Here is a 24,524-nt window from a genome sequence, read left to right as displayed (position 1 = left end):
CCTTGCCGCCGACCGGTCCGATGCCGTGGACGCCGGACCGGTGGATCCGCGCGACGCGTTCGCTGTCGTGGTCGGGATCGACCGCTACGGCGGTCTGCCGGCCTGGGACCTCGCCGGGCCGGTGGCCGACGCGGTCCGGTTCGTGGAGTGGTTCCGCGCCGTGGGCGTGCCGGCCGACCGGATCGTGCTGCTCGCGTCGCCGGCCGGGGCCGGGCTCCCCCCGGTGCCCGCGGGTGTCGACGTGCGACCGGCCGACCGCGCGACGGTTCGGGATGTGCTCATCCGGGAGACGGCGCGGCAGCGAGGCCGGGCCCTGTTCGTCGTATGGGGCGGCCACGGGTTCGTCGACGTCGAGCGCCGGCGGCGCCTGTACTACGCCGACGCCAGCCCCGACGACCCCCTCGACCTCGACCTCGACTCGCTGCTCGCCCGGTTCGCCACCGACCGGGTGACCCACCTCGACCGGCAGTTCTGGATCGTGGACGCCTGCCAGGTCGAGGGCCCGATCGGTGGGGCGCCGCGGGTGGGCGGCCACGAGACGTTCGAGGCCGGCGACGCGGTCCGCGGCCGCACCCAGGACGTCGTGTTCGCCGCCGGGTTCGGCCAGCCGGCCGTCGACGTGCCCGGACAGCGCACCGGCCTGTTCAGCCGGGAGGTGCTGCGGATCCTCGAACCGGGCGGACTGGCCGCCCTGACCGGTGCCGGCGGGCTGGCGGCCCAGCTCCGGGAGGTGTTCAGCGATCTGCGGGCGCGCGGCCGGACGGCGCAGACGCCGACCTATCTGTGGTACCGGTCCGGCCTGGGCGACGAGGGCCACCTCCTGCGGGCCGCCCGGGCCGCCGCGCCGCCGGCCGTCGATCGGCGGCTCGGCCCGGCGGCACTCAAGCCGATCGTCGACGCCCTCCAGGCCATTCCCGAGTTCGAGAACCCGGCCGCCCGGGAGGAGATCCTCAGACTGCTCCGCGGCCGGATCTACGCGGCGATCCCCAGGCACCAGACGACTCGCCTCGAGGCGGTCAGCGTCGTTCGGACCGCACTGCGATTCGACGGGGGGCTGGCCGAACTGCTCGAGGCGGTGCGGTTCTTCTCATCGGGTGATGAAGCTTTCGCGCGTTTGCAAGCCGCCGCGCGAGAAATCTGACGTAACCGGTAATATTTTGACACGGCTAGCCGATCAGGCCGCTGCCGCCCCGCCATGCGAGGATGGGGCGTCTACTGCGGTGCCGCGGACATGTGGCACGCTGCGCGCCTGAATCGCTAAGGGGCATCCCAGGGATGGATGGAGTGCCGACCGAAATCGAGTCCGAACTGCTCGATTTGACACCGGTCACCATCGCGACGCTGTTACAGGCGGACCTGATGGGGTTGGACGTGGCGACCGCGCGGGTCGTCGCGCGGATCGCTGATGCCCAGGGCAGCATCAGTGGCTACAGCGGATCGTTCTCCGGGCAGATGCGCCCGGACGCGGAGGCCCCGGCGGGCCGTGACGACTGACGTCGGCACCCGCGGCCCGTCGTCTCATCGTCTTTCGCTCCGCGCCTTCGAGTCGCTCGCCGGTGGGGTCGGGGACGACGACCTGATCGCCACCCTGTGGAGGTCCGAGCGGAGCTGGCGGCTGGCACTGGTGCGCAGCCTGCTGGTGTCGTTCTCCGGAGCTGTCGGCCCGCTGGCCGGTCTCGACGCCGCCTGGGCGCTTTTGGCCAGGGCGGCCGCGGCGGACAACGACGTCATCGAGGAGTTGCTGGCCCGGCCGGAGGTCGGGGTGTGGGCCGCACACACGCTGCGCCGGGTGACTCGCGACGCGCCGTCGGACGTCCCGCTGTGGGCCGACCTCGGCTATCTGCACGCACTGGCCGCGGCGGCCGCGATCCGGACCGGCCTCACCGCCGAAGTCGACATCCCCGTGCGTTACGGCACCGCGATCCTGCCCACCGTGGGAGCGGCCGCGATCCCGCTCGACGAGCCGTTCGGCTCGGTCCGGGTCAGCACTTCCGGTGGGGAGGCGCGGATCTCCTGGCCGGGCGGTGCGCTGCGGCCGGCGTCCGATGAGCCCGGCTGGCATCGGCCGGTGCGGGCCGAGATCGGCGTGGACGGGCTCGACCTGCGGGTGGATCTCGCCGACCGCGACCCCTATCGTGACCTGCGGGGTCCCGCCGCCCCGCGGCCGCTGGACCGGGCGGAGACGGCGCGCTGGCGAAGCCTGCTCACCGAGGCCTGGACCATCCTGGTCCGCGACCACCGGGTGACCGCCGAGACGATCGCCGCCGGTGTGCGGGTCCTGTCGCCGGTGCCCGCCAAGGAGCCGTTCCGGCAGCTCTCCGCCTCGGGCGCCGAGGCGTTCGGCGGCCTGCTGCTGTCCTTTCCCGACGACGCCACCCAGCTCGCCGCCACCCTCGTGCACGAGTTTCAACACCAGAAGCTCGGCGCGCTCACGCACCTGCTGACCCTGACCACGGAGCAGCCGTCGATCCGCTACTACGCCGGCTGGCGCGACGACCCGAGACCGGCCGGCGGCCTGCTCCAGGGCGCGTTCGCGTTCGCCGGCGTGGCCGGCTTCCTCGCGGTGCACCGGGCCCGGTGCCGGCCGGCCGAAGCGGCCTTGGCCAACTTCGAGTTCGCCCTGTGGCGGCAGCAGACGGAGTTGGTGCTGCGCACGCTGGCCGGGTCGGACCGGCTGACCGAGCACGGCGCCCGGTTCGTCGCCATCCTGCTGGCACGGGTCGAGGAGTATTGCCGGGAGCCGGTGCCATCCGCCGAGGCGAGCCTCGCGGAGGAGATGGCGCTCGACCACGCGGCCCTGTGGCGGGCGCACAACATCGTGGTCGGTGCGGCCGCCGTGTCGGCGCTGCTCGCCGCGCGGCGCCTGGGCGAGCCCGCGCCGATACCGGCCGAGTCGGCCTCCACCGTTCGGGCGACCCCGGAAGTGGGGTTCCTCGACGGCCGGGCGGTGCTGGCCCGATACCGCCTCGCCCGGCCGGAGATCTTCGAGCGGTTCCAGCGCGAACCGGGGACGGTGGCCCAGACCGTCGCGGGCACGGCCGAAGCCGATGTCGCCTACCTGGCGGGCGACCGCGAGGCGGCCGTCCGCGCCTATGCGGCCCGGGTCGAAGCGGCACCGGATGACGTCCACGCACTGGCCGGGCTGGGCCTGACCAGACCGGACCGGGGCACCGACCCGGCCGCCCGGGCGCTGCTGCGCCGTCCCGAACTGGTGCGCGCGGTCGCCGCCCGGCTGGACGGCGACGTGGACGTCATCGAGCTGGCGGCGTGGATCGGTGCGGGCCTGCCGGCGCAGCCGCCCGCGCCGGCCGGGTGGCGCACGGTCTGAGCGGCCCGCTCAGAGCGGCAGCGGGTCGATGTCGCAGTTCGCCCGGACACCTTCCAGCGCGGCCAGCGTCGCCGGATGGTTCGGGCCGAGGACGGCCTCGAACTGCGCCACCGTGTCGTCGAGCAGCACGACGGCATCGGCCAGCCGCCCCAGACCACGCAGGTCGAGGCTGAGGTTGTTGGCGCAGCAGAGGGTGGTGGGGTGCTTGCCGCCGAGCAGCTCACGGCATCGGCCCAGCATGTCGAGGTCCAGGTTGTGCGCCGCGCGATGCTCACCCAGCGCGGAGTGGGCACTGGCCAGGTTGATGCCGCTGGCCAGCACGAGGGCGTGCTGCTCGCCGAGCCGGTCGACCAGCACCTGGTGCGCCCGTTCACTCCAGGTGCGGGCCTCCTCCGCCTGTCCGGCCAGGCGCAGGATGATGGCCTGGTCGACCTCGGCGCCGGCGGTGTGCGGGTGCGTCGGCCCGTAGAGCTGCCGCAGGCGGTCCACGGCCAGCGTGCCGGACTCGATCGCGGCCGAGAGGTCGCCGGTGACCCGCAGGTCGATCGACGACGCCAGCATCACCAGCACGGTATCCGGGTGCAGGTCGCCGTAGCGGTAGGTGTAACGCTGAAGCACGCCCGTGGAACTTCGCAACGCGCGAGCGTGGTCACCGGCCTTGCGGCGGAAGACGGCCAGGAAGTGCAGCTGGCGGAGCAGGTCCGGGTGGTCCTCGTTGCCGACGAGGCGCCGGATGGTCTCGACGACGTTCTCCTGCTGATTGCGGGCCGTGACCCAGTCGCCGAGCTCCCGGCGGTCGAGGTTGACGCCGCCGAAGGTGTTCAGCGTGTCGAGGTGGTCGGTGCCGAACACGAGGCTGCGGCGTTGGTAGGTCTGTTCGTCCAGCTGCAGGGCCCGGCCGTACAGACCGGAGAGCCGCATGCTGACGGCCAGGTTGTGAGCCGCGTTGAGCGTGTCGGGGTCCTCGTCGCCGAAGTTGCGCTGGGCCCGGTCGTACACCGTCCTGGACTGCTCGAGGGCGCTGGAGAAGTCGCCGGCGATGCGGTAGTCGGCGGCCACCGCGCCGATCGCGGTGAGCGTCTCCTGGCTGTCCTCCCCGAAGGTCCGCCGGTTCAGTTCGACGGTTCGCGCGTTGATCCGGGCGGCGGCCGGATAGTCGCCGACGAGGAAGGACATGTACCCCACCCAGAACGCCATGTTCAACGTGTCGGGGTGGTCCTCACCCAGCGCCGCGGTCCACGCCTCGTGCGCGCGGAGGGCGAAGTCCTGGGCGCCGGCGTGCTCGCCCCACCGGAACAGGTACCGCGTCTCGTTCAGGATCAGCGAGTGCACCCGCTCGTCGACGGAGCGCTCCGCCTCCGACGCGATGATGTGCGGATACAGCTCCGCGTAGAGCGGCCACTGCTGGGCGTCGTCCGCGAAGCCCGGGTCGGCGCCGGCCAGCAGCAGGTGCGCGGCCTCTCGCATGGTCTCCCGCTCGCCGCTGCTCAACTGGGCGATCAGCACCCGCTGGGCGAGCCGGTGCATCTGGAACGAGCTCGTCCGGTAGTCCATCCGCGCCAGCGAGAACCGGCTGATCGACCGGATCGCCTGGGTCAGCCGGTTGTCGTTGCGCAGGACCCGGTCGAGATCGGGATGCACACTCGAGCGTCCGGCGCGCTGCAGCAGCGCCTTGCTGATGGGCTCCGGGGCGAGGAAGGCGACGACCTGCAGCAGCCGCAGTGCCTCCCGGTCGCGCTTCTCCACCGCGTCGAGGGCGATGTTCCAGGCCGCCGCCACGAAGTCGGGGAAGTCCTGCTCTCCCTCCTCGTCGCGGAACGCGGGCAGGCCCGCGGTGAGCTTCTCGAGGTACTCGTCGGCCGGCATGTCGGTCGCCGCGCGGTAGGCCGCCGCCAGTTCGACCGCGAGCGGGAGGTCGTGCAGGGCGGCGGCCAGCCGGTCGGCATCATCCGCCCGCAGCGCCGGGCTGCGCTTGCGGAGCATCTCGATGCTTTCGTGCCGGTCGAACACGTCGACCCGCAGGCCCGTGGCGATGTCGGTCCACTGTGGATTTCGGGAGGTCACGACGATACTGCCGGGCCCCTGCAAGGGGAAGAACCGCCGGACGTCCTCCGGTGACTCGGCGTTGTCGAAGATCAGCAGCCAGTTGGAGTGCGGGCGGCCGATCCGCAGCGCGTCGAGGACGAGCGGCACGGCCGTGCTGGCCGTCGCGGTGGCCGACACATCCAGCCGCTCGGCCAGGTCCGCCAGCGCCGACACGATCTGCGCGGGCCGCTCGGCCGGGATCCACCAGATCAGGTCGTAGTCCTTGAGGTGCTGGTAGACGTATTCGATCACGAGCTGCGACTTGCCGACCCCGCCCGAGCCGTGGATGGCCTCCGGCAACACCGCGGTCGTGCCGGCCCGCAGCCGCCGGTGCAACGCGTCGAGCAGTTCGCGCCGGCCGGTGAAGTTGGGATTGCGGGGCGGCAGGTTGTTCCTCACGGCGTCCGCGCGACTCTCGGGGGCCACGTCGGCCCGGGAGCCCGCGCCGGCGGCCCGCTCGTCAGCGTCCGAGGGATAGGAATCTGGCGATTCAGACATAATCTGCTCCGTAGGCAGGTCCGGGTTGATGGGGCCCGAGCTGACGTTGTGGCCGGACGTCGGCGGTGGCCGGCCGATGGCGCGTTCGAGGCGGCGGGCAGCGGCCAGGTGACGGCCGCTCAGCGCCCGGTAGACGGCCAGTTCGACCCGCGCGTACGGGACGCTGACCGGGTCCACCTCAAGTGGGTCGACGCTGTACGGGTCGCGGATGCGGCCACCGAGCCCGTGCACGCCGGGCACCGTCCGGGCCAGGATGCCCTCGACCAGATCCTGCACGGCGATCGTGCGGTCCCGCTGCCCCAGCGCCAGCAGGCGCTCCCGGACGCCGTCGGTGAACTCGTAGGCGATGGCGCCCGGGTAGCGCTCCCGGCCCGGCGGGCCGACCGGCTGGACCAACTCGCTCGAGAACACCTCGACCAGGTGGCTGGGCTCGGCCCGCGGGGTGGACCGCTGGATGGCCCAGATCACGTCGTCGGTGAGGGGCGCGGCCGCGAGCCGGGCGGCCAGCGCGCACGCGGTCGGCGTCCGGGTCGCCCGAAACTCCGCGACCAGCTCGGCGGCCGGCGGGGCGCCGCCGGCCGGTGGCGGCTGGTAGTGCGGCGACGCGATCACCGCGGGCATGGTGACCGGACCCGGGGCGGTACCGGCGGCCAGCCGGGCCCATCGCCGCAGCCACCCTTCCCGCAGCTCGAGCACCGGCACGGCCACCGTCCCGGGCTCCGGGAAGTCGGCCGCCGATCGCTTGCCGAGTCCGCTCTCCGTCCAGCCCATGCCGCCGGTACTCCGGGCCGGCCCGTACGGCCGCCACGTGACCTCGGTCGTGGTGAGCGTCTGCCGCCAGAGCTCCTGCGGCATCAGGTGCACGGCGGCGACGACCATGCTCGCCGCCCATCTCGCCAGCACCCGGTGCACGGCGCCGCGGTGCCACAGCCCGGACCAGGCGTGTGTCAGCACGAAGACCATGCGCCGGCCGGTGAGGTCGACGATGCCGGCGGCGGACTCCGGCGGGCCGCCCGGACTCGACCGCAGCGTGACGCTGCCCTGCTCACCCTCGACCAGCCAGCGCACCTGGATGGTGCGGAACGCCGCCTGCCGGCGCAGACCGGCCACGAAGTCGGCGATCGGGTCGCGCCACGCGTCGATCAGCGGGCTGTCGTCGATGACGACCACGACGTCCCAGCGGCGTTCGGCGGTCGGGCGCAGCACCGGTGTCCATCGCCGGGTGATGACGCCCAGCTCGGCGGTCGCGTCCTCGTCGAGTTCGCGGCTGACCGGCGACTCGACGTCCAGGCGCAGGGAGCGCAGGGTGTCGGCCCGGGACGGCACCTGGTCCGATCCCGCCGTGGACCCGGCGGCGAGCCGGCCCTCCCAGACTGCGGCCGCCGGGTCGGTGGCGTCGCCCGGCGCGACCGGAAGGTAGAACGACTCGTCCTCGACCGGCCGCCGGGCCGTGGGCAGTTCGGGGCGGGCGACGGGCGGCTCAACGACATCGCCCACGCCGGCCGTCTGCTTCGCCGGCGCTTCGGCCGGCCGGTTGTCCTCTGTGGACGGCCGCCCGAACCCGGGGCGGCTGGCCAGCCACAGCGCATCGGCGATCTCGAACCCGGCCAGGGCGGAGATTCGCGGCCACTGGCGGGGAAGCCCCGGTGTCGCCCGCGTGCCCGGTGTCGAGTCGTCCATTACGGCCGGCCTGGAGCCAGGCTGCGCCATACCGTGTCGAGGAGCCGGTTCCAGTCGTCCTCGGTGGTCTGCCCGTCGACGCCCGCGGCGGTGAGGAACGCGGCGTTGAGCAACTGGTCGGCGGCGATCGTCCCGTGTTCCCCACGGCGCTGGACGAAGGCGCCGATGAGCTGGCGGACCCGTTCGTCCGCCGTGGACAGATGCGCGTTGATCAGATCGGCCAGGCCCGACTCGTCGAGGTCCGGCAGGTCGAGCCGAAGGCATCGGCGCAGGAACGGTGCCGGGAAGTCGCGCTCTCCGTTGGAGGTGATGACGACGACCGGGAAGGCGTGGCACTGCACCACGCCGCCGCGGATCGTGGCCCGGCGGCCCGGGTCGGCGGTGTGCACCTCGACCGTTTCGTGCCGGCCGCGCAGGCGGATCAGTTCCGGCACGGTGTAATCGGCGTTCTCGAACGCATTCAGCAGGTCGTTGGGCAGATCGATGTCGCTCTTGTCGAGCTCGTCGATGAGCAGGACGCGTGGGCGCGCGTAGGGCAGCAGCGCGGTGCCCAGAGGTCCGAGGTGGATGAAGTCCCCGATGAGCGCGGTGGCACCGCCGGCATCGGCCGGTGTGTCCGCCGCTGCCTGGGCCCGGCCGATCGCGTCGTAGTCGTAGAGCCCTGATCGCAGCGTCGACCTTGACGTGATCGACCAGTGCAGGACCCGGCCGAGACCGAGGTCGCGGGCCAATTGATAGGCAAGGCTCGATTTGCCGACACCTGGGTTGCCGGTTACCAGCAGAGGGCGGCGCAGCAGCAGCGCCGCATTGATGGTGTCGAGTTGATCGCGTTTCGGACGCACCGTCGCCGCCCGGCCCAGTCGGCGCTCGGCCTCTTCCGGCTCGTCGGGTGGGGGCGGCAGGTCGGGGGCGCCCGGAAAGTCACGCCACGGTGGCGGAGCGGGCCATTCGGCACCGGCCCCGGCCCCGGCGCCCGGCCCGGCCCCGCTGTAGATCCACCAGTCGGGTTCGGCCGCACCGCGGTGTCCGTTGCCGCTCATCCGCGGGCCTCTCCGGTGCTCGAGCCGGCCGTCGCGCGCTCTGGCAGACGATCAGGATCGTCCCACAAGATTACGATGCCACTGCCGACGTGATGATGTCGTCGCTGGGCCCCTTCGCCCCATGCCTGCCTTCTCAACTCTGCGACATGAATCGGAAGTTCCGCTAGTCCTGAACCGAGCAAAGCATCGCGGATCATCGAAGCGACGGTTTCACATCGCTGCGGACTCGGGTACATCCGGCGGTGCCACAGGACCGCCGGGAGACCGGCCCGCAGCCCCGCCAGCAATTGCCGTTCGCCGATGCTTCCGGGTGTCGGCGGTTCGCTCAGGACAAGCACGACAGTTCCTCCGCTGATGCTCGCTTCGACCTGGATGGCGCCGCTGCCGTCCGCGGCGCAATGCAGTACGCCGTCGGCTTCCTGGTTCGTTGTCCGAAGTTGCCACCGGGTCCGCCACACGCGATGCCACTCCGTTGATCGGAGTCGATTCAGGCTCCGGACGTAGATCGGATATTTGACGGCGAGCGGAGTCGCCTCGATTGATCGCAGCTCGCGGCGGAATTCCTCGACGGGCAGGTCCAGCAGGGGATCGGGTAATACGAACTCGATCGTCACCGGGCCCATGCGGTCGGCCCATCGCCGCTCCACCTCGGTGACGATCTCCTCCACGGCCGACTCGAGCCCGGCCTCCGGCACCCGCCGGTCCTGGCCGCGGATCGGTTGCCACACCGCCGCCCATTGCCGCCAGTGGGTGACGAGATACGAGTCGCCGTCGCCGCCGTACTTCTCGAACTGGATGATCAGATACGCCATGTCGGCGGGCGCCGGCGGCGCTGCCGGCGGCGCCGGTCGCTCGGCCTGGTAGTCGGCCAGCTCCCAGCGCGCGGCGAGGGTGGCGAACAGTTCTCGCAGCCGCAGGTCGGCCACGGCCGGCAAGTGCGGGGCGATCCGCTCCAGGAAGCGCAGGCAGGGCGGCGCCCCGTCGCTGGCGTTCTCGCCGGCGAGGCTCGCGAACAGCTGCCAGGCGTTGGTGCAGTAGGTCGGCTGCTCGGTCAGCCGGACCGCGGCGGCGTGCCGGTAGCAGTCGCCGGTCGTGGCGGGCAGGGCCTCGAGCTCCTCCCGGAGCCAGAGGAAGTCGATACCGGCGAGGAGGTCGACCACATGCCACTCGTTCACCCACCGGTGAATCTCAGCTGTTTCGGCGCTCTCGGGATCGAGGAGTTCGATGCTTTCGGCGATCGATCGCATGCCTTCGGTGCGTTGGCCGCAGAAGTTGACGACCTTGATTGCGCGGGTCTGCAAGGGGCCTTGGCCGAACGTGTGCATCCCCGATCCCAGGATCAGGCTCAGTTCGTGCAGAAACAGTGACCAGCCGTCCGCACTCTGCAGGACCGGCGCCGCGGTCAAGGCCTGGATCAGTTCCCGGCGGATGCGCCGCCGGTGGGCCACCAGCTCCGCGACCGGCTCCTGGCTCGCTTCAAGCACGGGCCGCCCCAGGAATGTGTGTCAGCCGTCGGCACGGATCGGCGGTGACGGATCGAGGTTTGCGATCATCAATATTTCCGATCGTAACAGCGACCCGCACTTTCGGTGACATGGAGGCATTTTATTCATCAAGCGGCTGGTCCGTAACCGCTCATATCGCCCGTTTGGTGCACGTTGCTCAAGAATCCCGCGTGCTTTCCACCGATCATGCCCGTGCGGGTGAATTTCCGGCCGGAAGTGCGCTTCGCGGAATACGACGAGGGGTTAGGCCGGGCGCCAGGGGAGGATCTCGCCGGAGCGGATCAGTTCGCCGTGGTGGGCGGGGTTGATGTCGTCGAGGGCGAGGGTCAGGAGTGGCTCCGCGGCCTCGGCCGGGGTTGGGGCATCGCGCACGTCCCACCACAGCGCTGAGGTCGGGGTGTTCATCATGCCGGGGCAGACGGCGGCCACGAGGTGGTCGTTCTGGGTGGCGGCCAGGGTGCGGACGGCGGCTACCTGGGCGATCTTCGAGGGGATGTTGATGAAGGCGGGCCAGGCCATCGCCCGGGCGCGGCCGTCGGCGACCTCGTCGCGCCAGCGGGCGGTGGCGGCGTCGACGGCGTCCAGGTCGGGGAGGTTGTCGAAGCGGCTGTGCAGGGACGGGGCCAGGTGGTGCAGGGTGCCCAGGGAGCTGGCGACGATCAGGAGGCGGCCGCCGGGGCGGATGCGGGGAGCGAAGGCGCGCAGCAGGCGGGTCGTGCCGAAGTTGTTCACCCGCGTGTACTCGTCGACGACGGCTCGGGGGTCGTCGGCGGGTCCGACGCGCATCACGGCGTTGCCGAACACGATGTCGAGGTCGCCCACCTCCGCGACGAGCGTGGCGGCGGCGGACGGGTCGGCCACATCGAGGACGGCGCCTACGACCCGGGCCGGCGTCGGGGTCAGGGCGGCGGTCGCGGCCGCTACCCGGGCGGGGTCACGGCCGGTCAGGTACACGGTGTCGGCCGGGCCCAGGCGATCGGCCAGGCCGGCTACCAGAGCCAGGCCCAGGCCCTGCGTGGCGCCGGTGACGAGTGCGGTGGTCATACCCGAACCGTAGGAGCGGGCGGGGCATGCGGCCAACGAGAGAACCGCACGTCTGGTATGCGTAACAGTCATGGCCTTCGCGGACGCGTCCATGACCGGGCTCAGGGTGTTCCGGGAGATCGCGGCCCGGGGGACGCTCACCGCCGCGGCGGCGGCGCTGGGCTACACGCAGTCGGGAGTGTCGCGGCAGATCGCGGGGCTCGAGCGGGCCGTCGGCGCGAAGCTCCTCGAGCGGCGGCACGACGGGGTCCGGCTCACGGCGGCCGGGCGGATCGTGCTGCGCCGGGCCGCGGCCATCCTCGCCGAGGCCGACGCCGCGGCATGGGAGTTGCGGCACCGGACCGCCCAGGGGACGGTCCGGCTGGGCTGGTTCGCGAGCGCGGGGGCGGTGATCGTGCCGGACGCGCTGCGGCTCCTGCGGGCCTCCGATCCGGCGATCGTCGTGCAGTCCCGGGAGGCCGGCTCCAAGGTCCTGGCCCGGTGTCTGCGGGCGGGCACCCTGGACCTGGCCCTCATCGCGACCGCACCGCCGTTCCGGCCCCCGGACCGTGAGGACCCGCCGCTCAGCGTGGAGGTCCTGGCCGAGCGGCCGCTGCGGGTGGCGATACCGGCGAACCATCCACTGGCCGCCGGCACCCATGTCGATGTCGAGGACCTGCGCGCACTGACCTGGATCGCCGGCCAGTCCGGTGCGGACGAGCAACTCATGGGCGTCTGGCCGGGGCTCGGCGGCCGGCCGGTGATCGCGCACACGGCCCGGGACTGGCTGGCGAAGCTCAGCCTGGTCGCCGCCGGGCTGGGCGCGACCACCGTCCCGGCCTCCGTGCGCGTCCCGGACGGCGTGAAATCCTTGGGGGTACGGGGTGGGCCGCGCGAACTTCGCCGCCTGCTCCTCGTCCGCCGTCCGGGCCGCGTCCCGGCCGCGACCGCCCGGCTGGCCGAGGCGCTCCGTCAGGCCGTCAACGACGACGCGAACTCGTCCAGGCCGACCGTCGAGTAGTCGGCCGCCGCGTCCGGGTCCTTCAAGCCGTTGCCGGTCAGCGTCACCACGATCCGCTGCCCTGGCTCGACGTCGCCCGCCGCGTGCCGGGCGAGCAGGCCCGCGACCCCGGCCGCCGAAGCCGGCTCCACGAACACGCCGTCGTGGCGGCCGAGGTCCCGGTACGCGGCGAAGATCTCGGCGTCGGCGACGGACTCGATGCGCCCGCCGGACGCGTCCCGGGCCGCGACCGCTGACTCCCACGACGCCGGTGACCCGATCCGGATCGCCGTGGCCTCGGTCCGGGTGTCGGCCGCCCGGAACCCCCAGATCCGCGGGCGGCCGCGGCCGTAGGCCACGTACCCCTCCCAGGTCGCTGTGATGTTCCCGCCGTTGCCGACCGGCAGGCAGTGCACGTCCGGCGCGGCCCCGAGGGCGTCGACGATCTCATAGGCGACGGTCCGCTGCCCGGCGAGCCGCAGCTCGTTGCCGGCCGAGTTGACGAGGGCCACCCCCGGCGTGGTGGCCAGCTGCCGGGCGGCCCGCAGGCAGTCGTCGAAGGAGCCGGGCACCGCGACGATCCGGGCACCGTAGCGCGCCGCCTGCGCCAGCTTCCCCCGCGCCACCCCGGCCGCGGGGACCAGGGCGGCCGAGCGCAGTCCGGCCCGGGCCGCGTAGGCCGCCGCCGACGCGCTGGTGTTGCCGGTGGACGCGCACAGCACGGTCGTCGCCCCGGTCTCGACGGCCCGGCTGACCGCGACCGTCATCCCGCGGTCCTTGAACGAGCCGGTCGGGTTCGCCCCCTCGATCTTCAGGTACACCGAGCAGCCCGTCCGCGCCGACAGGTGCGGCGAGGGCAGCAGGGGCGTGTTGCCCTCGTGCAGCGACACGGTGGGGGTGGAGGACGAAACCGGCAGTCGCGATCGGTACCCGCTGTCAAGGAGCCCACGCCAGGAGGTCATGCCGGCGACGCTAACAGACGTTTCAGAAAACCAGAACCAATGAGTTTCCTGTAACATCTGTTTCGTGGATCTGGAAGCGCGCCTGAGTGGTGTTTACGCCGAGCTGACCCCCGGGGAGCGGGCGATCGCGCGCGTCATCCTCGACGACTACCCGTACGCCGCGCTCGGCTCCCTACGCGCCCTCGCGCAGCGGGCCGGGGTGAGCCCGCCGACCGTCTCCCGGCTCGTCGCGCGGATCGGGTTCGCCACCTACGCCGAGCTGCGGCAGGCGATCCAGGCCGACGACCGCTCGCGGCTGCGGACCTTCGTCGCCGAGCCGGCCGACCTGGCGGCCGCGGCCCGGACCCTGAAGCAGGGCCTCGACGGCTGCCTGGCCGCCGTCCCCGAGCCGCTCCTGGAAACCGTCGCCGGCCAGCTGGCGAAGGCCCGGTCGGTCTGGGCGCTGGGCGGGCGCCTCAGCGAGCTCGCCGCCGAGTACCTCGTCCGGCAGCTGGCCAGCCTGCGGCCCGGGGTGCACCACGTGCCCGGTCCGGCCGCCGCGCGGGCGCGGGTGCTGCTCGACCTCGGTGCCGGCGATCTCCTGGTGGTGTACGACTTCAGGCGGTACAACCGGGAAAATGCCTTGTTCGTGCAGGCGGCCGCCGCCCGTGGGGCCCGCATCGCGCTGGTGACGGACGCCTGGGAGTCGCCTCTCGCCGGGCGGGCCGACGTGCTGGTGCGGCTGCCCCGGGAGGCGTCCGGGCCGATCGACCCGATCACGCTCGAGGTGGCGGTCACCGAGCTGATCCTCGTCACCGTCGCCGCCCGGCTGCATCCGGACGGGCGGCTGGCCGAGCTGGAAAACCTCACGCGCGAATTGTCAGGTTTGGAGGGAATCGGCCGATCTGGGGCGTGTGAACCATGAGGCGGAACGCAAGACGCTGACCGGCATACCACCGGTCGTCGGGCCGCTGCGACCCGAGCGGCGGCGGGAGTTCGCGGCCGGGCCGCTGCCGGTCGACTTCGATCTTGCCACCACATTCGCCGGGGAGCGGCCCGGATTCACGCATCAGGACCGGGCCGCCGCTGAGGTGCTCAGCGCGATGACGGGGGCGACGGCGGTACGACTGCGGCTCCGGAACCCCGACCCGCGGGCCCGGAAGCTCTCCACCGCCAACGGCGAGCGGACCGCCGACGGCGAGCAGACCGCCGGCGGCGCCCGGTCCGCGGGCCTGCTCCCGATCGCCGCCGTGCACGACGGCCGGTTCGAGGCCGCGGACGTGGCCCTGTACGAGGCGAAGCGGGAAGGCCGCAACCGGGTGGCACCGGGTTCGCGGCCCCCGGTACCGTCAGTGGTTTGAGGGAGCAGGCAACGGGAATGGCCGACCATCGCGCGGACGAGCCCACCGGCGACAGTGCCGGCGGGCCGGTGCCGCTGACGTTCGCCGAGCTCGAGTTCGTCCTGCGTAACGCGGCCGAGCGGGGCGTCGACGTCGACGACGTCCGCCGCCGGCTCAACTTCCAGCCCGGCGTCTCCACCGGCATCGTCGTCGCGTCCGGTGTCGCCTCCCTGCTCGCCCGCGACCTGTGCCGCCTGGAAGAGGGCCACCGGCAGGAGAGCCGGGTCGTGCCGGGCGAGTTCATCCAGTGTGCCATCGCCGCCCTGGCGACCCGGCACACGAGCACCGAGGCGGCCGGCTGGCTCGACGAACGCCCGGTGGTCGTGCACCTCTTCTCCGGGGTGACCGGCCGGCTGGCCGTCTACCCGGGGGCCTACGGTGTCTTCGCGGTCGAGCTCATCGACGCCGCCGAGCCCCTGTCGGCCCCGGTCCTGCGCTTCCTGGACCTGTGCACCTCCGGCGCCGGCGCGGCCACGGTGCTGATCCGCACCCAGGCCGGCGCGGCCGACGAGTCCGGGGTCGCGGTCGCCCGCAGCGACACCGGTGCCTGGTTCATGTCCGACTCGTTGGAACGACCGGACCCCGGGCGCCCGCTGGCCCGGGCGGCCGTCGTGGCCCGACTCCTATCCCTGCTCGCGCAGCCGGTGGGTGTGTGATTGGCTCTGGGCGGTCCGTTGTGTCCGGTCGTTCCGCCGATGGCGCGATCTTGACAGTTGGTGGGATCTTGAGTGGCGTTCAGGTTGTGAGGGTGGTGGAGGGCTGATGGCGACAATCCGGGCCGGCATGGCGACCGACGTCGGGAAGGTCCGCCGCCGCAACGAGGACAGTGCCCTGGTCGGCGACTGCATCTTCGCCGTGGCCGACGGCATGGGCGGCCACGCGGCCGGCGACGTGGCCAGCCGCCTCGCGGTGACCGCGTTGCAGCGCCTGGACGGCGTGGCCGGCCCCGGCCCCCTGGACATCCGCGACGAGATCGTCCAGGCCAACGCCGACATCCTGGCCGCGGCCGCCGCCGACCCGACCCAGGGCGGCATGGGCACCACCGCGGCCGGCCTGTGCCTGGGCAAGGTCGACGGCGACGAATGCTGGATCGTCTTCAACGTCGGAGACTCGCGGGTGTACCGCTTCGAGGCCGGCACGCTCGACCAGCTCACGGTCGACCACGTGGCGCCCGAGGCCGTCACCATGCGCCGGGGCGTCATCACCCGCGCTCTCGGCACCGACCCCGGCCCCCGCCCCGACCTGTGGGTCCGCACCGCCGAGCCGGGCGAGCGGTTCCTGGTCTGCTCGGACGGGCTCTCGCTGGAGCTCACCGACGAGGAGATCACCCAGGTCCTGACCGACTGCGCCGACCCGCAGGCGGCCGCCGACGAGCTCGTCCGCCGCGCGGTCCTGGCCGGCGGCCGCGACAACGTCACCGTCGTCGTGGTCGACAACCACCCGGCGGAGGCTTAGCCGCAGCTCCGCGCCGCGGGCGGGTCAGGTCCGTTTCCAGCGGATCCCGGTGCCCGCGGCCGGGTGGACCTCCTCGACGTCGCCGAGGCAGACGACGAGCACGGGCACCCCGTCGGCCAGGCCCAGCTCCTCCCGCTCCCGCGGGGTGGGCATCCGCGCCTTGACCACGCTCACGGCCGGCACCTCGACGACGGCCCCGGGAACCTCCTCGGCGATGGTCCCGGTCCGCCGCTCGACCCGCACGACGCAGTCCCGCCCGAGCGCGAACACCCCTTCGTTGCGCAGGAGCCGGACCGCCTTGAGCGCCGTGTCCCGCCCGACGTCGAACTCCCGCGCCAGCCGATCGGCGCTGGGCACCTCGTCCCCGACCGCCAGCTCCCCGCACGCCACCCGCTCCCGAAGTACCTCGGCGATCTGGTCATAACGCGCCACGCCCCCCAATGTAGCCAAGTGGCCACAGCGCCCGATACCCCCAATCCGCCCCGTTCCTCAGCGACGGGCGCGGCCGGCGGGGCGAACGGCACCGGCGGGGCGAACGGCACCGGCGGAGCCGACGGGGCGAACCGGGCGGCCCAGGTCGTGGAGGAGGGCGTCAAGGGTTTCGTCGTCGGCCCAGCCGTTGACCGACAGCGTCCCGTCGGTGGCGACCGTGACCTCCAGGCGGTCCGGGATGCTCGCCGCGGCCGTCAGGAGGTTGGGAAAGCGAGTGCCCTGCGACACGAACTCCTGGTTGGTCGAGCCGGCCCAGGGGCGGTCGTGGTCGACCAGCGCGGCCACGTACGGCCCGGCGATCAGCAGGTCGGTCGCGGCCAGGAGGGCGGCGACATCCGCGCGGCCGCCGTCGACGGACCGGTGCAGCTGAGCCGTCGTGTAGCCGGTGAACGTCATGACGGATCGGCCGGCCGCGCGGACGCCCGCGGCGATCACGGACAGGGGGGCCGCGTGGTCGAAGGGCTCGCCGCCCAGGAGAGTCACGCCCTCCGTGTCCGCGGCCAGGACCCGGGACAGGACCTCGGCCGTCGGGGTCGCGGCGCCGCCGCGGAACGTCCACAGGTGCGGGTTGAAGCAGCCGGTGCAGCGGATCGTGCAACCCTGGACCCACAGGGCGGTGCGCTCGCCCGGGCCCTCGGCGACCGTGCGCTCGACGAACCGCGCCAGCCGCAACTCGGCCGCGGGGCGGGGCTCAGAAGTCGAGGACACGGCCGGGGCCCGGCTGCGGTCCTTGTGGTGCGCGGGGGCGCGGCGTGCAGGTGAGCCGCGGCCGGAGGCGGGCGAACTCGTGCGGTGGCAGGGCGGCCGCCATCGCGAACTCCTCCACGGTCTGGAAGCCGCCGCGCGCCTCCCGGTCGGCGACGATGCGTTCGGCCCGCGGCCGGTCGAACCCCGCGAACTGCGCCAACTGCGCAGCTCCCGCGCTGTTCACGTCCAGCGCCACGGCCGGTGGGTCGGTCGGCGGGGCAGCGAAGACCGGGGGAGGGGCGAGCGGGGCGGCCGGGGCCGACGGCGGCTGAGCCTCGAACCAGGGGCGGTTCGAAGCCCGCCAGCGCAGCCACGAGCCGTTCAGGATCAGGGCGTGGACGATGCTGGCGAACCACAGCGCAAAGTAGCCCACGGCGATCCCGGTGCTGAGCTGGGAGTCCTCGCCGAGGCGGTTGATGGCGACCAGGCCCGCCCACGGCAGCACCAGGTAGGCGATGCCCAGGCCCCACCACGCCGGCCGGCGGGCCGTGATCCCGATGTAGAGAAATCCGGTGCCGCCCAGGCAGCCCACACCCACGATCGTAAGCAGCACCCACCAGCTGTTGCGCAGCCGCCAGCCGAGACTAGTGCCCATCGTGCTGCTCCTGCCGGTTCAGGGCCTGGATCGAAGAACCTTGAAATTCGCGGGTGTACTCGCTGTGCACCGTCTGGGCGGCCAGGAGTTCCTCGAGCACGGCGACGTAGTCGAGGCACTTGGAACCGGTGACGCCGACGGTCTCGGCCGAGATGGTGCCGTCCTCGGCGACGGTGACCACGATGCGTTTCATGAGGCCCGCTCCACGGCGAAGACCAGGCGCACGGCCCGGTCGGGGGTGACGGAGCGCGACTCCAGCCGCAGGCCGGCGGCGGGGGCGCGGTCGGTGAGCCGCCGCAGGACCGCGGCCTGGACCTGGCGGCCGTAGGCGGCGTCGACCGCGCGGACGATGTCGACGGCCTGGGCCTCGACGACGTCGCCGGTGAAGTGGGCGGTCCAGATGTGCTGCTCGTCGCGGACGAAGCGGGCCCGCACGCCCGCCCAGTCCGCGACGAGCCCGTCTTCGTGGGGCGCCACCACGGCCCGGGTGTCGCGCAGCGCCGCCGTGAGGAGGTTCGCATCGCGCATCCGGGTCTGGACCTGGCACACCGTGGTGTCCTGGCCCTGTTTGAGACCGGCGTGGGCCGCGGCCGCCGCGATGGCCAGGGGTACCAGTATCAGGGAGATGCTCATCGTCAGACCTCGATCGTCCGTCCGTGTGTGCCGATCACCGGCATCGCCGCGGTCGGCGGCTCCTCGTCGGCGTCCCAGTCCTGCGGGGCCGTAGCCGCTACGGCCCGGGTGCGGGCCCAGTCCCTGATCGCGTCGAGCTTGTCGGACTGGGTCACGCTGAGCGGTACCGTCGCCGAAATCGCTTTGGAAAGATCCTCCCGCTGCAGCGGGCGACGCTCGGAGAAGGCGTCGAACAGGGCCGCGACGACGGCCTGCTCGATCTCGGCGCCCGAGTAGCCGTTGGAGATCGTGCACAGTTCCCGCAGCAGTCCGTCGTCGACCTGCAACTTGCCCTGCACCGCGGGCCGGGCCAGGCGCCGGTGCAGGTGGACGGCCCAGATCGAGGCCCGCTCCACGCGGCTGGGCAGGTCGACGAAGAAGATCTCGTCGAACCGGCCCTTGCGCAGCAGCTCCGGCGGCAGCCGCTCGATGTCGTTGGCGGTGGCGATGACGAACACCGAGCCGGTCTTCTCCTGCATCCAGGTCAGGAACGTGCCGAAGACCCGGTTGGTGGTACCGCCGTCATTGCCGGACCCGGTGGAGAAGCCCTTCTCGATCTCGTCGACCCACAGCACGCACGGCGCCGACGCCTCGGCGGTGCGCAGCGCGGCCCGCATGTTCTGCTCGCTGGAGCCGATCAGCCCGGCGAACACCCGGCCGATGTCGAGGCGTAGCAGCGGGAGCCCCCACGCGGCCGCGACGGCCTTCGCGGTCAGTGACTTGCCGCAGCCCGGGACGCCGGTGATGAGCACGCCCCTGGGCGCCGGCAGGCCCCACTCGGCCGCCGCCGCCAGCCACGAGTTGTCCCGCTTGGCCAGCCACCGCTTGAGGTTCTCCAGCCCGCCGACCTGGTCGAGGCGCACGTCGGCGTCGACATACTCGAGCACGCCGGCCTTGCGCACCGCCTGTCGTTTCTCCTCGTGTACGACACCGAGGTCGTCCAGGTCCAGGACCCCGTCGTTGACCATGGCCCGGGCGAACGCGTTCTCGGCCTCGTTGAGGGTCAGCCCGGCCGCCGCCTTCGCGAACTTCTCCCGCCCCACGGGGTCGAGCTCGATGCGGATCCGCCCACCGGCCGCGTTCCCGGCGATCATCGACTCGAGCACGCCGCGGATCTCGGCCTCCGTCGGCAGCGGGAAGTCGACGATCGTCACGTCCTTCTCCAGGTCCGCCGGGATCCGCAGGACCGGCGCGACGATGACGAGGGTCCGCGGTACCGCACCGGCCTTGAACGCGGCCGCGATGTCCCGCAGCCGCCGCACGACGCTCGGCAGCACCGGGACGTCCCCGCCGAGCGAGTTGTGCAGGTCGCGGAACACGAACAGCCCCGGCTGCTGCAGGCGCAGGACGGTGTCGAGGGCGTTGTCGGGCTCGGTGGTGTACTGCACCGCGACCCCGTCGGGCTGCAGGAGCCCGCTCGTCGCCGACCAGGTCCACACGGGCCGCGGGGTCCGCACGAGCCCGGCGTCGGCCGCGACCGCCGCGAGCTCGGTCAGCACGCGGTGCTCCTCGTACGACTCGATGTACAGGACCGGGAACCTGGCCTTCAGCAACTGCGCCAGATCATGTCTGAAACCGGTCACTGCGCTGTCCTCTCCTTACCCCTTGCTGGGCTGCAACGACCTTAACCGCCGCCGGGTGATCACCGGAGTCCGCTGGTTGCCCGCGGAGCTGTCGGAAACGCGGCAGGATACATTCACGCGCATCGTGTTCGTCGCCGCGCCGCTCCAGGAGCACATCCTCCCGCGGCCGGTCACCGCATGCGGACCGCGGACGGCCGGCGCAGACGGATCTGATCAAGCGCGGCCGGGTTCGAGGCGAACATCGCCCACGCCGACCAGTCCCATCCTTGCAGGAACACGCCCTTGCGGGCCTCCGCGACCGCGCCCTCCACGGGATAGCCATACACCATTGCCTGGTAGAACTCCTGCGCGAAGCGGAGCGCGGCGTTGTCGATAACCGAGCGCACCGTCGCCACGGCCACCGGAACGCCGTGGCTGATGATGGCCTGGCAGATGCCCAGGTTCGCCGTGCCGTCGGCCGGGTTCACGCCGGTGTGACAGCCGTTCAGCACCGCCAGCGTCACGCCGGTCCCCTGCAGGAGCCGCGCCAGCCTATCGGCCTCGAGCGGCTGCACTGTGCCGTCGGGAGCCCTGAGCACCAGCGCCGCCGCACCATCGTCCGGCTTGAACATGGCGTGCCCGGTGAAGTGCAGGATGTGCGGCTGCGATGCCTGCAGGCTCCGGCTCAGGTCGGCCACGCTCGCGTTGCTGATGGTCGTCAGTGACGCGACGCCCTGGCGCTGCGCCTCGGCGAGACATTCGCGCAGCAGGCTCAGCTCCTGCTTCGCACCCGGCAGCGGCATGCCGTCCGGTTCCGCCAGCACCGCGAGGACGCGCAGCGGAAACGTCAGCGGCCGGCGCGCTTCAGGCGTCCGCGTCTCCGCCCGCCTGATCACCGAAAGCTTGGTCGTAAGTCCGGTGGTGACCCGATTTTCCGGGATCCGCAGGCATTCCCAGGGAAGGCTGGTCAGCTGCTCCTCCTCCGAGGAGATGGTCAGCCGGACCCGCCCACCGCGCTGTAACAACAGCTGCAACGCTGACGATGCCGCCTCCGATGCCGCAAAGGTCTGCGTCCAGAGCTCCTGGCCGATCTCATCCACCACAACCGCCGGGTTCCTGAGCACCGCCGCCACCACGTCCCGGGTCACCCCATACGGCCCGCGCGCGAACAACGCGAACAGGCGTGCAGCCCGACCGGCAAATCCGTCTACATCGATGCGTGTATCCCATTTCGCTGTGCCTGAAGGGGTGTGGAACGTCGCCGCACACCGCCATCGGTCCCCGTCCCGGCCGACCGGCTGCAGATGGAGGCCGGCGTTGATGTACGGCTCCCAGTCCGTTTCGAGGCCGGGACCACCGATGGCCGCTCCTCCGGCCCGCGTGAACAGCGCATCTGGGATGTTGCGGAAGAGGGGCGGCAGCCGGAGGAACTCGCAGAGCCGCTGATCTTCGAGTTGGTCCAGCATCGGTTTCGGAGCGGGTTCCGCCTCCTCGAGGCCGAGCACCCTGGCCTCGAGCTGCCGTAAGCGGTCGATGCCGCCCGGCATCCGGACGTGCTGCACGAGCTCCGGCCAGCCCAGATCGAGCATGCGCACCTTCGCGAAGCGCCGCCGCCGGACGAGGTCCAGCGCGACCTGCAGACGCACTTCGACGTACAGGTTGAAGTTCACGTCGGCGTTCTTGGCCGCACCCAGCAATAGGTATGCCGCGTGCAGGTAGGCATCCGGATCATCCTCGTACTCCGGCAGATCCGCCGGCGGGCCGAGCAACGCCGCCGGATCGATCCGCAGATACTCGACGGGGATCTGCGAAATCCGCGGCGAGCTGGCCAGCAGCGCCAGCCACTTGGCCGTGTCCAGCAGGTTCTGCGGATCATGATCCGCGGCCAGGGTCGGTCGGGTGACGACATCCTTCGTGTCGCCCGTGTTGCCATCGATCCAGCCGTCCAGCTCGGCGATCTGATCAATGAAGTCCGGTCGGTACGACGCCTCCCGCAACAGATCGGCGAAGGCCGGGTCCTGCCGCCACAGCCGGACGATCCGCGCGAAGAATCGCTGCTGCAGCCACTCGACGGAGGTTGTCGCGGCCTGCTCGGCGACGGTCGCCGCGATGTAGGTGAAGCAGCCGTCCTGGCTGACCAGATTCCCGTCGACGGCCCGCGCGTCGAGAATGCGCAGCAGTGTCGGCGTGGCCGGGCCGACCAGGCTCTGCTCGATCAGGCGGGCGAGGGCATCATCCGAGTCGCGCATCGCCGGGTCGGTGGCCCGCAGGTGCACCATCCGATGCCAGATGGCGGCATAGTCCGGCCCGTTCTCGGTCACGTCACGTCCCCGGTGCGCTCGTATCCGAATGCCAGCAGTTCGCAGTACTGCTTCAGGCGGCGCGGGTTGCCGCTGGTCGACAGATCGATGAGGTCGGCGGCGCCGAGCCATTCGGGAAACTGGCCGGCAATCAACTGATGTGGTGTCGGCGCGCGCATGTCCGAGACCGGGAAGCCAAGCTGGACGACCTTTTCCAGATACATCCGAGCCTCGGCCTGGCGGGCCGGCGTGTCCCCGCCGAGCCGGGCGGCCAGGCCGCGGCTCAGCACGTTCTGGTCCACCGCGACGATGAAAAGGCAGTCCGCATTGGTGCGCACGGTCTCGGACAGGACCACCTTCAGCGTCTCCAGCACGTCGAAGGCGACCTCGGGCAGGCACCGATCGAGGTCGTCGATCAGCACCGCGGTGGGCGGCTGGCTGGCCGCTTTGAACAGCTTCCGAGCGGACTCGCGGATCTCCTCGACCGTGGTGACGGTGGTCTCGGCAGTCCGGCCGGACTTCGGCGACGGCTCTTTGCGGAGCAGGTCACGCAGGGGGCCGAGGGGTGAGGCGGACGCGGCCACGTCGAGCACGACGCCGGCCAGCGTGGAGAGTTGGCGAGCGGTCTCGGCGTCCCCCGCCCGCCGGCTCGTGAGCGCCGTCGCCCGCCCGAGCTGGGCCATCAGCTGCTCGAAGTCCGCTTTCTCCTGCGGGGTCGGCCCTACCAGCCCGGCCAGGACCTGCCGGTCCGGCGCGGTCAGTCCCGCCAGTACAGGCCCGGTGCCGTCGGTTTTCGCGGCCGCCACCAGTCCGGGCAGGAACTCCCCGTCCGGCTCCGCCATGAGCGGTTTGAGGATTTGCATGTCGCCGTCGGGCAGGCGTCCCGTCCAGGCCCGGATCGCCCGCCGATCCTCGTCGCTCAGCCGGGCCAGGATCTGCCTGGCGGCCGGGATCGACTCATCGGCGGGGGCGTTGCTGCCCGGAAGCGCCTCGGTCAGCAGGAGGCTCCGCAGCCGGTCCCGCAGGGTCTCCGGCGGCGCGGCCTGGTCCGATTGGACGGGCATGTGGTAGACGCTGCGGGCGATCGTCTCGAGCAGCGCCCGCCAGACGGTGTCCGCGGTGATGTAGGGCCAGGCCGAGAACTCGATGAATCGGTGACCGGCCCACCCCGGCTGATCCTCGAGGTAGTGGTCGACCAGTTTGGCGAAGGTGGTCTTGCCCTCGCCCCAGGCGCCGTAGATGCCGATCGTGTACGGCAGCGGCACCTTGGCCATCCGGCGCGCGACGCGCTCGGCGTCTCCGGCCATGGCGAGCAGATCGCGCTCCGGGTGGGAGACCGGTGCATCGGTCGGAGCGGCGGCCGGTTCATCCACGGGCGCTCCCAGGTCGCAGTACCACCCAGCCGGCCAGCGCGGTCGCCGCGACCACGAGGACCGCAATCCAGCCGATGGTGACGGTGAGCAGGAGCGCGAGGGTGCCGGCGAGGCTTCCCGCCAGCACGGTCCGCTCGTGGACGAGGCGCGGCCGGCTACGTCTGAGCAGGAGGTAGACGGCGAACACGAGCGCGAACACCGACCAGGCCGCGACGACGAGCCCGGCCCGGCCGATGCGCTCGGCGCTTCGGGCCCGGTCGCGGGCATCATCCTCGCTCTTTCTGGCGCGCTCGGTCGCCACCTGAAGTTCCCGATCCGCCGGCACCTGGTCATCGATCGCGGCCTTGAGCCTCGACCGGAGGATCTCCAACACCACCGTCCGGTCGCCGATGCGATGGTTGATTTTCTGGGCGTCCGCGGGGTCGGCCCGGCTGGCCTCGACCGCGTCGGACACCTGGGCCAACTCCTCCTCGGCCAGGCGGGCCTGCACCGTCTCTCGGGTGACCTGGAGCTCGCGCGTCGCCTCCTGGGCCAGCACCAGGCGGCGCATGGCCGCGGCGTCGGCCATCGGTGGATCGTCGGACTTCCACGGAACGTCCCAGTGCTCCTGCACCGCGGAGCCGACGAGGAAACACGACACCGCCACCGCCGCGATCACCCCGATATCCAGGCGACTCGTGCGAGCCGGACGTTGCGCGGGACCATCGACCGGCGACATTCCGTCAGCCTAGGGAAACGGTCCGCGATTGCCTGCAGCCGACCGGTCGGAGATCTTGCCGTTCGGATGAACGACTCCGGGTCGACTGTGTTGTGGGCGAACGCGGGCGA

Annotated in this window: 22 protein-coding genes; 8 read left to right on the top strand and 14 right to left on the bottom strand. The window is 72.2% G+C overall.

Annotation, left to right across the window (positions count from 1 at the left end):
* The first annotated feature begins 40 nt into the window (after positions 1-40).
* From ACIA8L_RS36235 to ACIA8L_RS36225, 3 genes are all read left to right on the top strand, one after another.
* A complete protein-coding gene (locus ACIA8L_RS36235) occupies positions 41-1,141 on the top strand; it encodes a hypothetical protein (protein WP_395911662.1) in 1,101 nt (366 codons plus the stop codon).
* A gap of 143 nt (positions 1,142-1,284) precedes the next feature.
* Positions 1,285-1,494 (top strand): hypothetical protein, encoded by a 210-nt coding sequence (locus ACIA8L_RS36230; RefSeq protein ID WP_395911659.1) that lies wholly within the window; start codon positions 1,285-1,287, stop codon positions 1,492-1,494.
* Positions 1,484-3,328 (top strand): HEXXH motif domain-containing protein, encoded by a 1,845-nt coding sequence (locus tag ACIA8L_RS36225; protein ID WP_395911658.1) that lies wholly within the window; start codon positions 1,484-1,486, stop codon positions 3,326-3,328. Before ACIA8L_RS36230 ends, ACIA8L_RS36225 begins: the two co-directional genes overlap by 11 nt.
* A gap of 9 nt (positions 3,329-3,337) precedes the next feature.
* On the opposite strand, the gene fxsT is transcribed toward ACIA8L_RS36225, so the two are convergent.
* The 4 genes from fxsT to ACIA8L_RS36205 form a co-directional block, all read right to left on the bottom strand.
* Positions 3,338-7,591: an FxSxx-COOH system tetratricopeptide repeat protein gene (gene fxsT / locus ACIA8L_RS36220; protein ID WP_395911657.1), complete on the bottom strand. Its 4,254-nt coding sequence runs from the start codon at positions 7,589-7,591 to the stop codon at positions 3,338-3,340.
* The gene (locus ACIA8L_RS36215) at positions 7,591-8,631 is read right to left on the bottom strand and encodes an AAA family ATPase (protein ID WP_395911655.1); all 1,041 of its coding nucleotides are present in this window, start codon (positions 8,629-8,631) and stop codon (positions 7,591-7,593) included. The genes fxsT and ACIA8L_RS36215 overlap by 1 nt, the downstream gene beginning before the upstream one ends.
* The gene (locus ACIA8L_RS36210) at positions 8,628-10,115 is read right to left on the bottom strand and encodes a hypothetical protein (RefSeq protein ID WP_395911653.1); all 1,488 of its coding nucleotides are present in this window, start codon (positions 10,113-10,115) and stop codon (positions 8,628-8,630) included. The genes ACIA8L_RS36215 and ACIA8L_RS36210 overlap by 4 nt, the downstream gene beginning before the upstream one ends.
* Positions 10,116-10,379: 264 nt before the next feature.
* On the bottom strand, positions 10,380-11,180 hold the full coding sequence (locus tag ACIA8L_RS36205) for an SDR family NAD(P)-dependent oxidoreductase (RefSeq protein WP_395911651.1): 801 nt from the start codon (positions 11,178-11,180) through the stop codon (positions 10,380-10,382).
* A 91-nt stretch (positions 11,181-11,271) separates the two neighbouring features.
* Here ACIA8L_RS36205 and ACIA8L_RS36200 point away from each other — a divergent pair, with 91 nt between their 5' ends.
* Positions 11,272-12,180 (top strand): LysR family transcriptional regulator, encoded by a 909-nt coding sequence (locus ACIA8L_RS36200; RefSeq protein WP_395911649.1) that lies wholly within the window; start codon positions 11,272-11,274, stop codon positions 12,178-12,180.
* On the opposite strand, the gene thrC is transcribed toward ACIA8L_RS36200, so the two are convergent.
* Positions 12,132-13,121 (bottom strand): threonine synthase, encoded by a 990-nt coding sequence (gene thrC / locus ACIA8L_RS36195; RefSeq protein ID WP_395911647.1) that lies wholly within the window; start codon positions 13,119-13,121, stop codon positions 12,132-12,134. The genes ACIA8L_RS36200 and thrC overlap by 49 nt on opposite strands.
* A gap of 64 nt (positions 13,122-13,185) precedes the next feature.
* On the opposite strand from thrC, the gene ACIA8L_RS36190 reads away from it, so the two are divergent.
* From ACIA8L_RS36190 to ACIA8L_RS36175, 4 genes are all read left to right on the top strand, one after another.
* Positions 13,186-14,025, top strand: coding sequence for a MurR/RpiR family transcriptional regulator (locus ACIA8L_RS36190; RefSeq protein WP_395911645.1), 840 nt, complete (start codon positions 13,186-13,188; stop codon positions 14,023-14,025).
* Positions 14,015-14,461 carry a hypothetical protein gene (locus ACIA8L_RS36185; protein WP_395911643.1) on the top strand — a complete coding sequence of 149 codons (447 nt, stop codon included), beginning with the start codon at positions 14,015-14,017 and terminating at the stop codon, positions 14,459-14,461. Before ACIA8L_RS36190 ends, ACIA8L_RS36185 begins: the two co-directional genes overlap by 11 nt.
* A complete protein-coding gene (locus ACIA8L_RS36180; protein ID WP_395911642.1) occupies positions 14,458-15,156 on the top strand; it encodes a hypothetical protein in 699 nt (232 codons plus the stop codon). The genes ACIA8L_RS36185 and ACIA8L_RS36180 overlap by 4 nt, the downstream gene beginning before the upstream one ends.
* A gap of 106 nt (positions 15,157-15,262) precedes the next feature.
* The gene (locus ACIA8L_RS36175) at positions 15,263-15,955 is read left to right on the top strand and encodes a PP2C family protein-serine/threonine phosphatase (RefSeq protein ID WP_395911640.1); all 693 of its coding nucleotides are present in this window, start codon (positions 15,263-15,265) and stop codon (positions 15,953-15,955) included.
* Positions 15,956-15,979: 24 nt separating this feature from the next.
* Here ACIA8L_RS36175 and ACIA8L_RS36170 read toward each other — a convergent pair whose 3' ends face one another.
* The 9 genes from ACIA8L_RS36170 to ACIA8L_RS36130 all read right to left on the bottom strand — a co-directional run bounded on the left by ACIA8L_RS36170 (position 15,980) and on the right by ACIA8L_RS36130 (position 24,354).
* Entirely contained in the window at positions 15,980-16,387 is a 408-nt protein-coding gene (locus ACIA8L_RS36170) for a GntR family transcriptional regulator (RefSeq protein WP_395911639.1), read from the bottom strand.
* Positions 16,388-16,444: 57 nt separating this feature from the next.
* Positions 16,445-17,155, bottom strand: coding sequence for a 4Fe-4S single cluster domain-containing protein (locus ACIA8L_RS36165; protein ID WP_395911637.1), 711 nt, complete (start codon positions 17,153-17,155; stop codon positions 16,445-16,447).
* On the bottom strand, positions 17,139-17,789 hold the full coding sequence (locus ACIA8L_RS36160; RefSeq protein WP_395911635.1) for a ComEA family DNA-binding protein: 651 nt from the start codon (positions 17,787-17,789) through the stop codon (positions 17,139-17,141). Before ACIA8L_RS36160 ends, ACIA8L_RS36165 begins: the two co-directional genes overlap by 17 nt.
* Positions 17,779-17,982: a DUF2997 domain-containing protein gene (locus ACIA8L_RS36155; RefSeq protein ID WP_395911633.1), complete on the bottom strand. Its 204-nt coding sequence runs from the start codon at positions 17,980-17,982 to the stop codon at positions 17,779-17,781. The genes ACIA8L_RS36160 and ACIA8L_RS36155 overlap by 11 nt, the downstream gene beginning before the upstream one ends.
* On the bottom strand, positions 17,979-18,422 hold the full coding sequence (locus ACIA8L_RS36150) for a hypothetical protein (protein ID WP_395911631.1): 444 nt from the start codon (positions 18,420-18,422) through the stop codon (positions 17,979-17,981). The genes ACIA8L_RS36155 and ACIA8L_RS36150 overlap by 4 nt, the downstream gene beginning before the upstream one ends.
* A 2-nt stretch (positions 18,423-18,424) precedes the next feature.
* A complete protein-coding gene (locus ACIA8L_RS36145) occupies positions 18,425-20,044 on the bottom strand; it encodes an AAA family ATPase (protein WP_395911629.1) in 1,620 nt (539 codons plus the stop codon).
* A gap of 170 nt (positions 20,045-20,214) precedes the next feature.
* On the bottom strand, positions 20,215-22,344 hold the full coding sequence (locus ACIA8L_RS36140) for a CHAT domain-containing protein (RefSeq protein ID WP_395911627.1): 2,130 nt from the start codon (positions 22,342-22,344) through the stop codon (positions 20,215-20,217).
* On the bottom strand, positions 22,341-23,696 hold the full coding sequence (locus ACIA8L_RS36135) for a P-loop NTPase fold protein (RefSeq protein WP_395911625.1): 1,356 nt from the start codon (positions 23,694-23,696) through the stop codon (positions 22,341-22,343). The genes ACIA8L_RS36140 and ACIA8L_RS36135 overlap by 4 nt, the downstream gene beginning before the upstream one ends.
* Positions 23,689-24,354, bottom strand: coding sequence for a hypothetical protein (locus ACIA8L_RS36130; RefSeq protein ID WP_395911623.1), 666 nt, complete (start codon positions 24,352-24,354; stop codon positions 23,689-23,691). Before ACIA8L_RS36130 ends, ACIA8L_RS36135 begins: the two co-directional genes overlap by 8 nt.
* Positions 24,355-24,524: the final 170 nt, after the last annotated feature.

Source organism: Dactylosporangium sp. NPDC051541 (assembly GCF_044454505.1).
Taxonomy (GTDB): Bacteria; Actinomycetota; Actinomycetes; order Mycobacteriales; family Micromonosporaceae; genus Dactylosporangium.
This window is presented reverse-complemented; position numbering and strand designations above follow the sequence as displayed.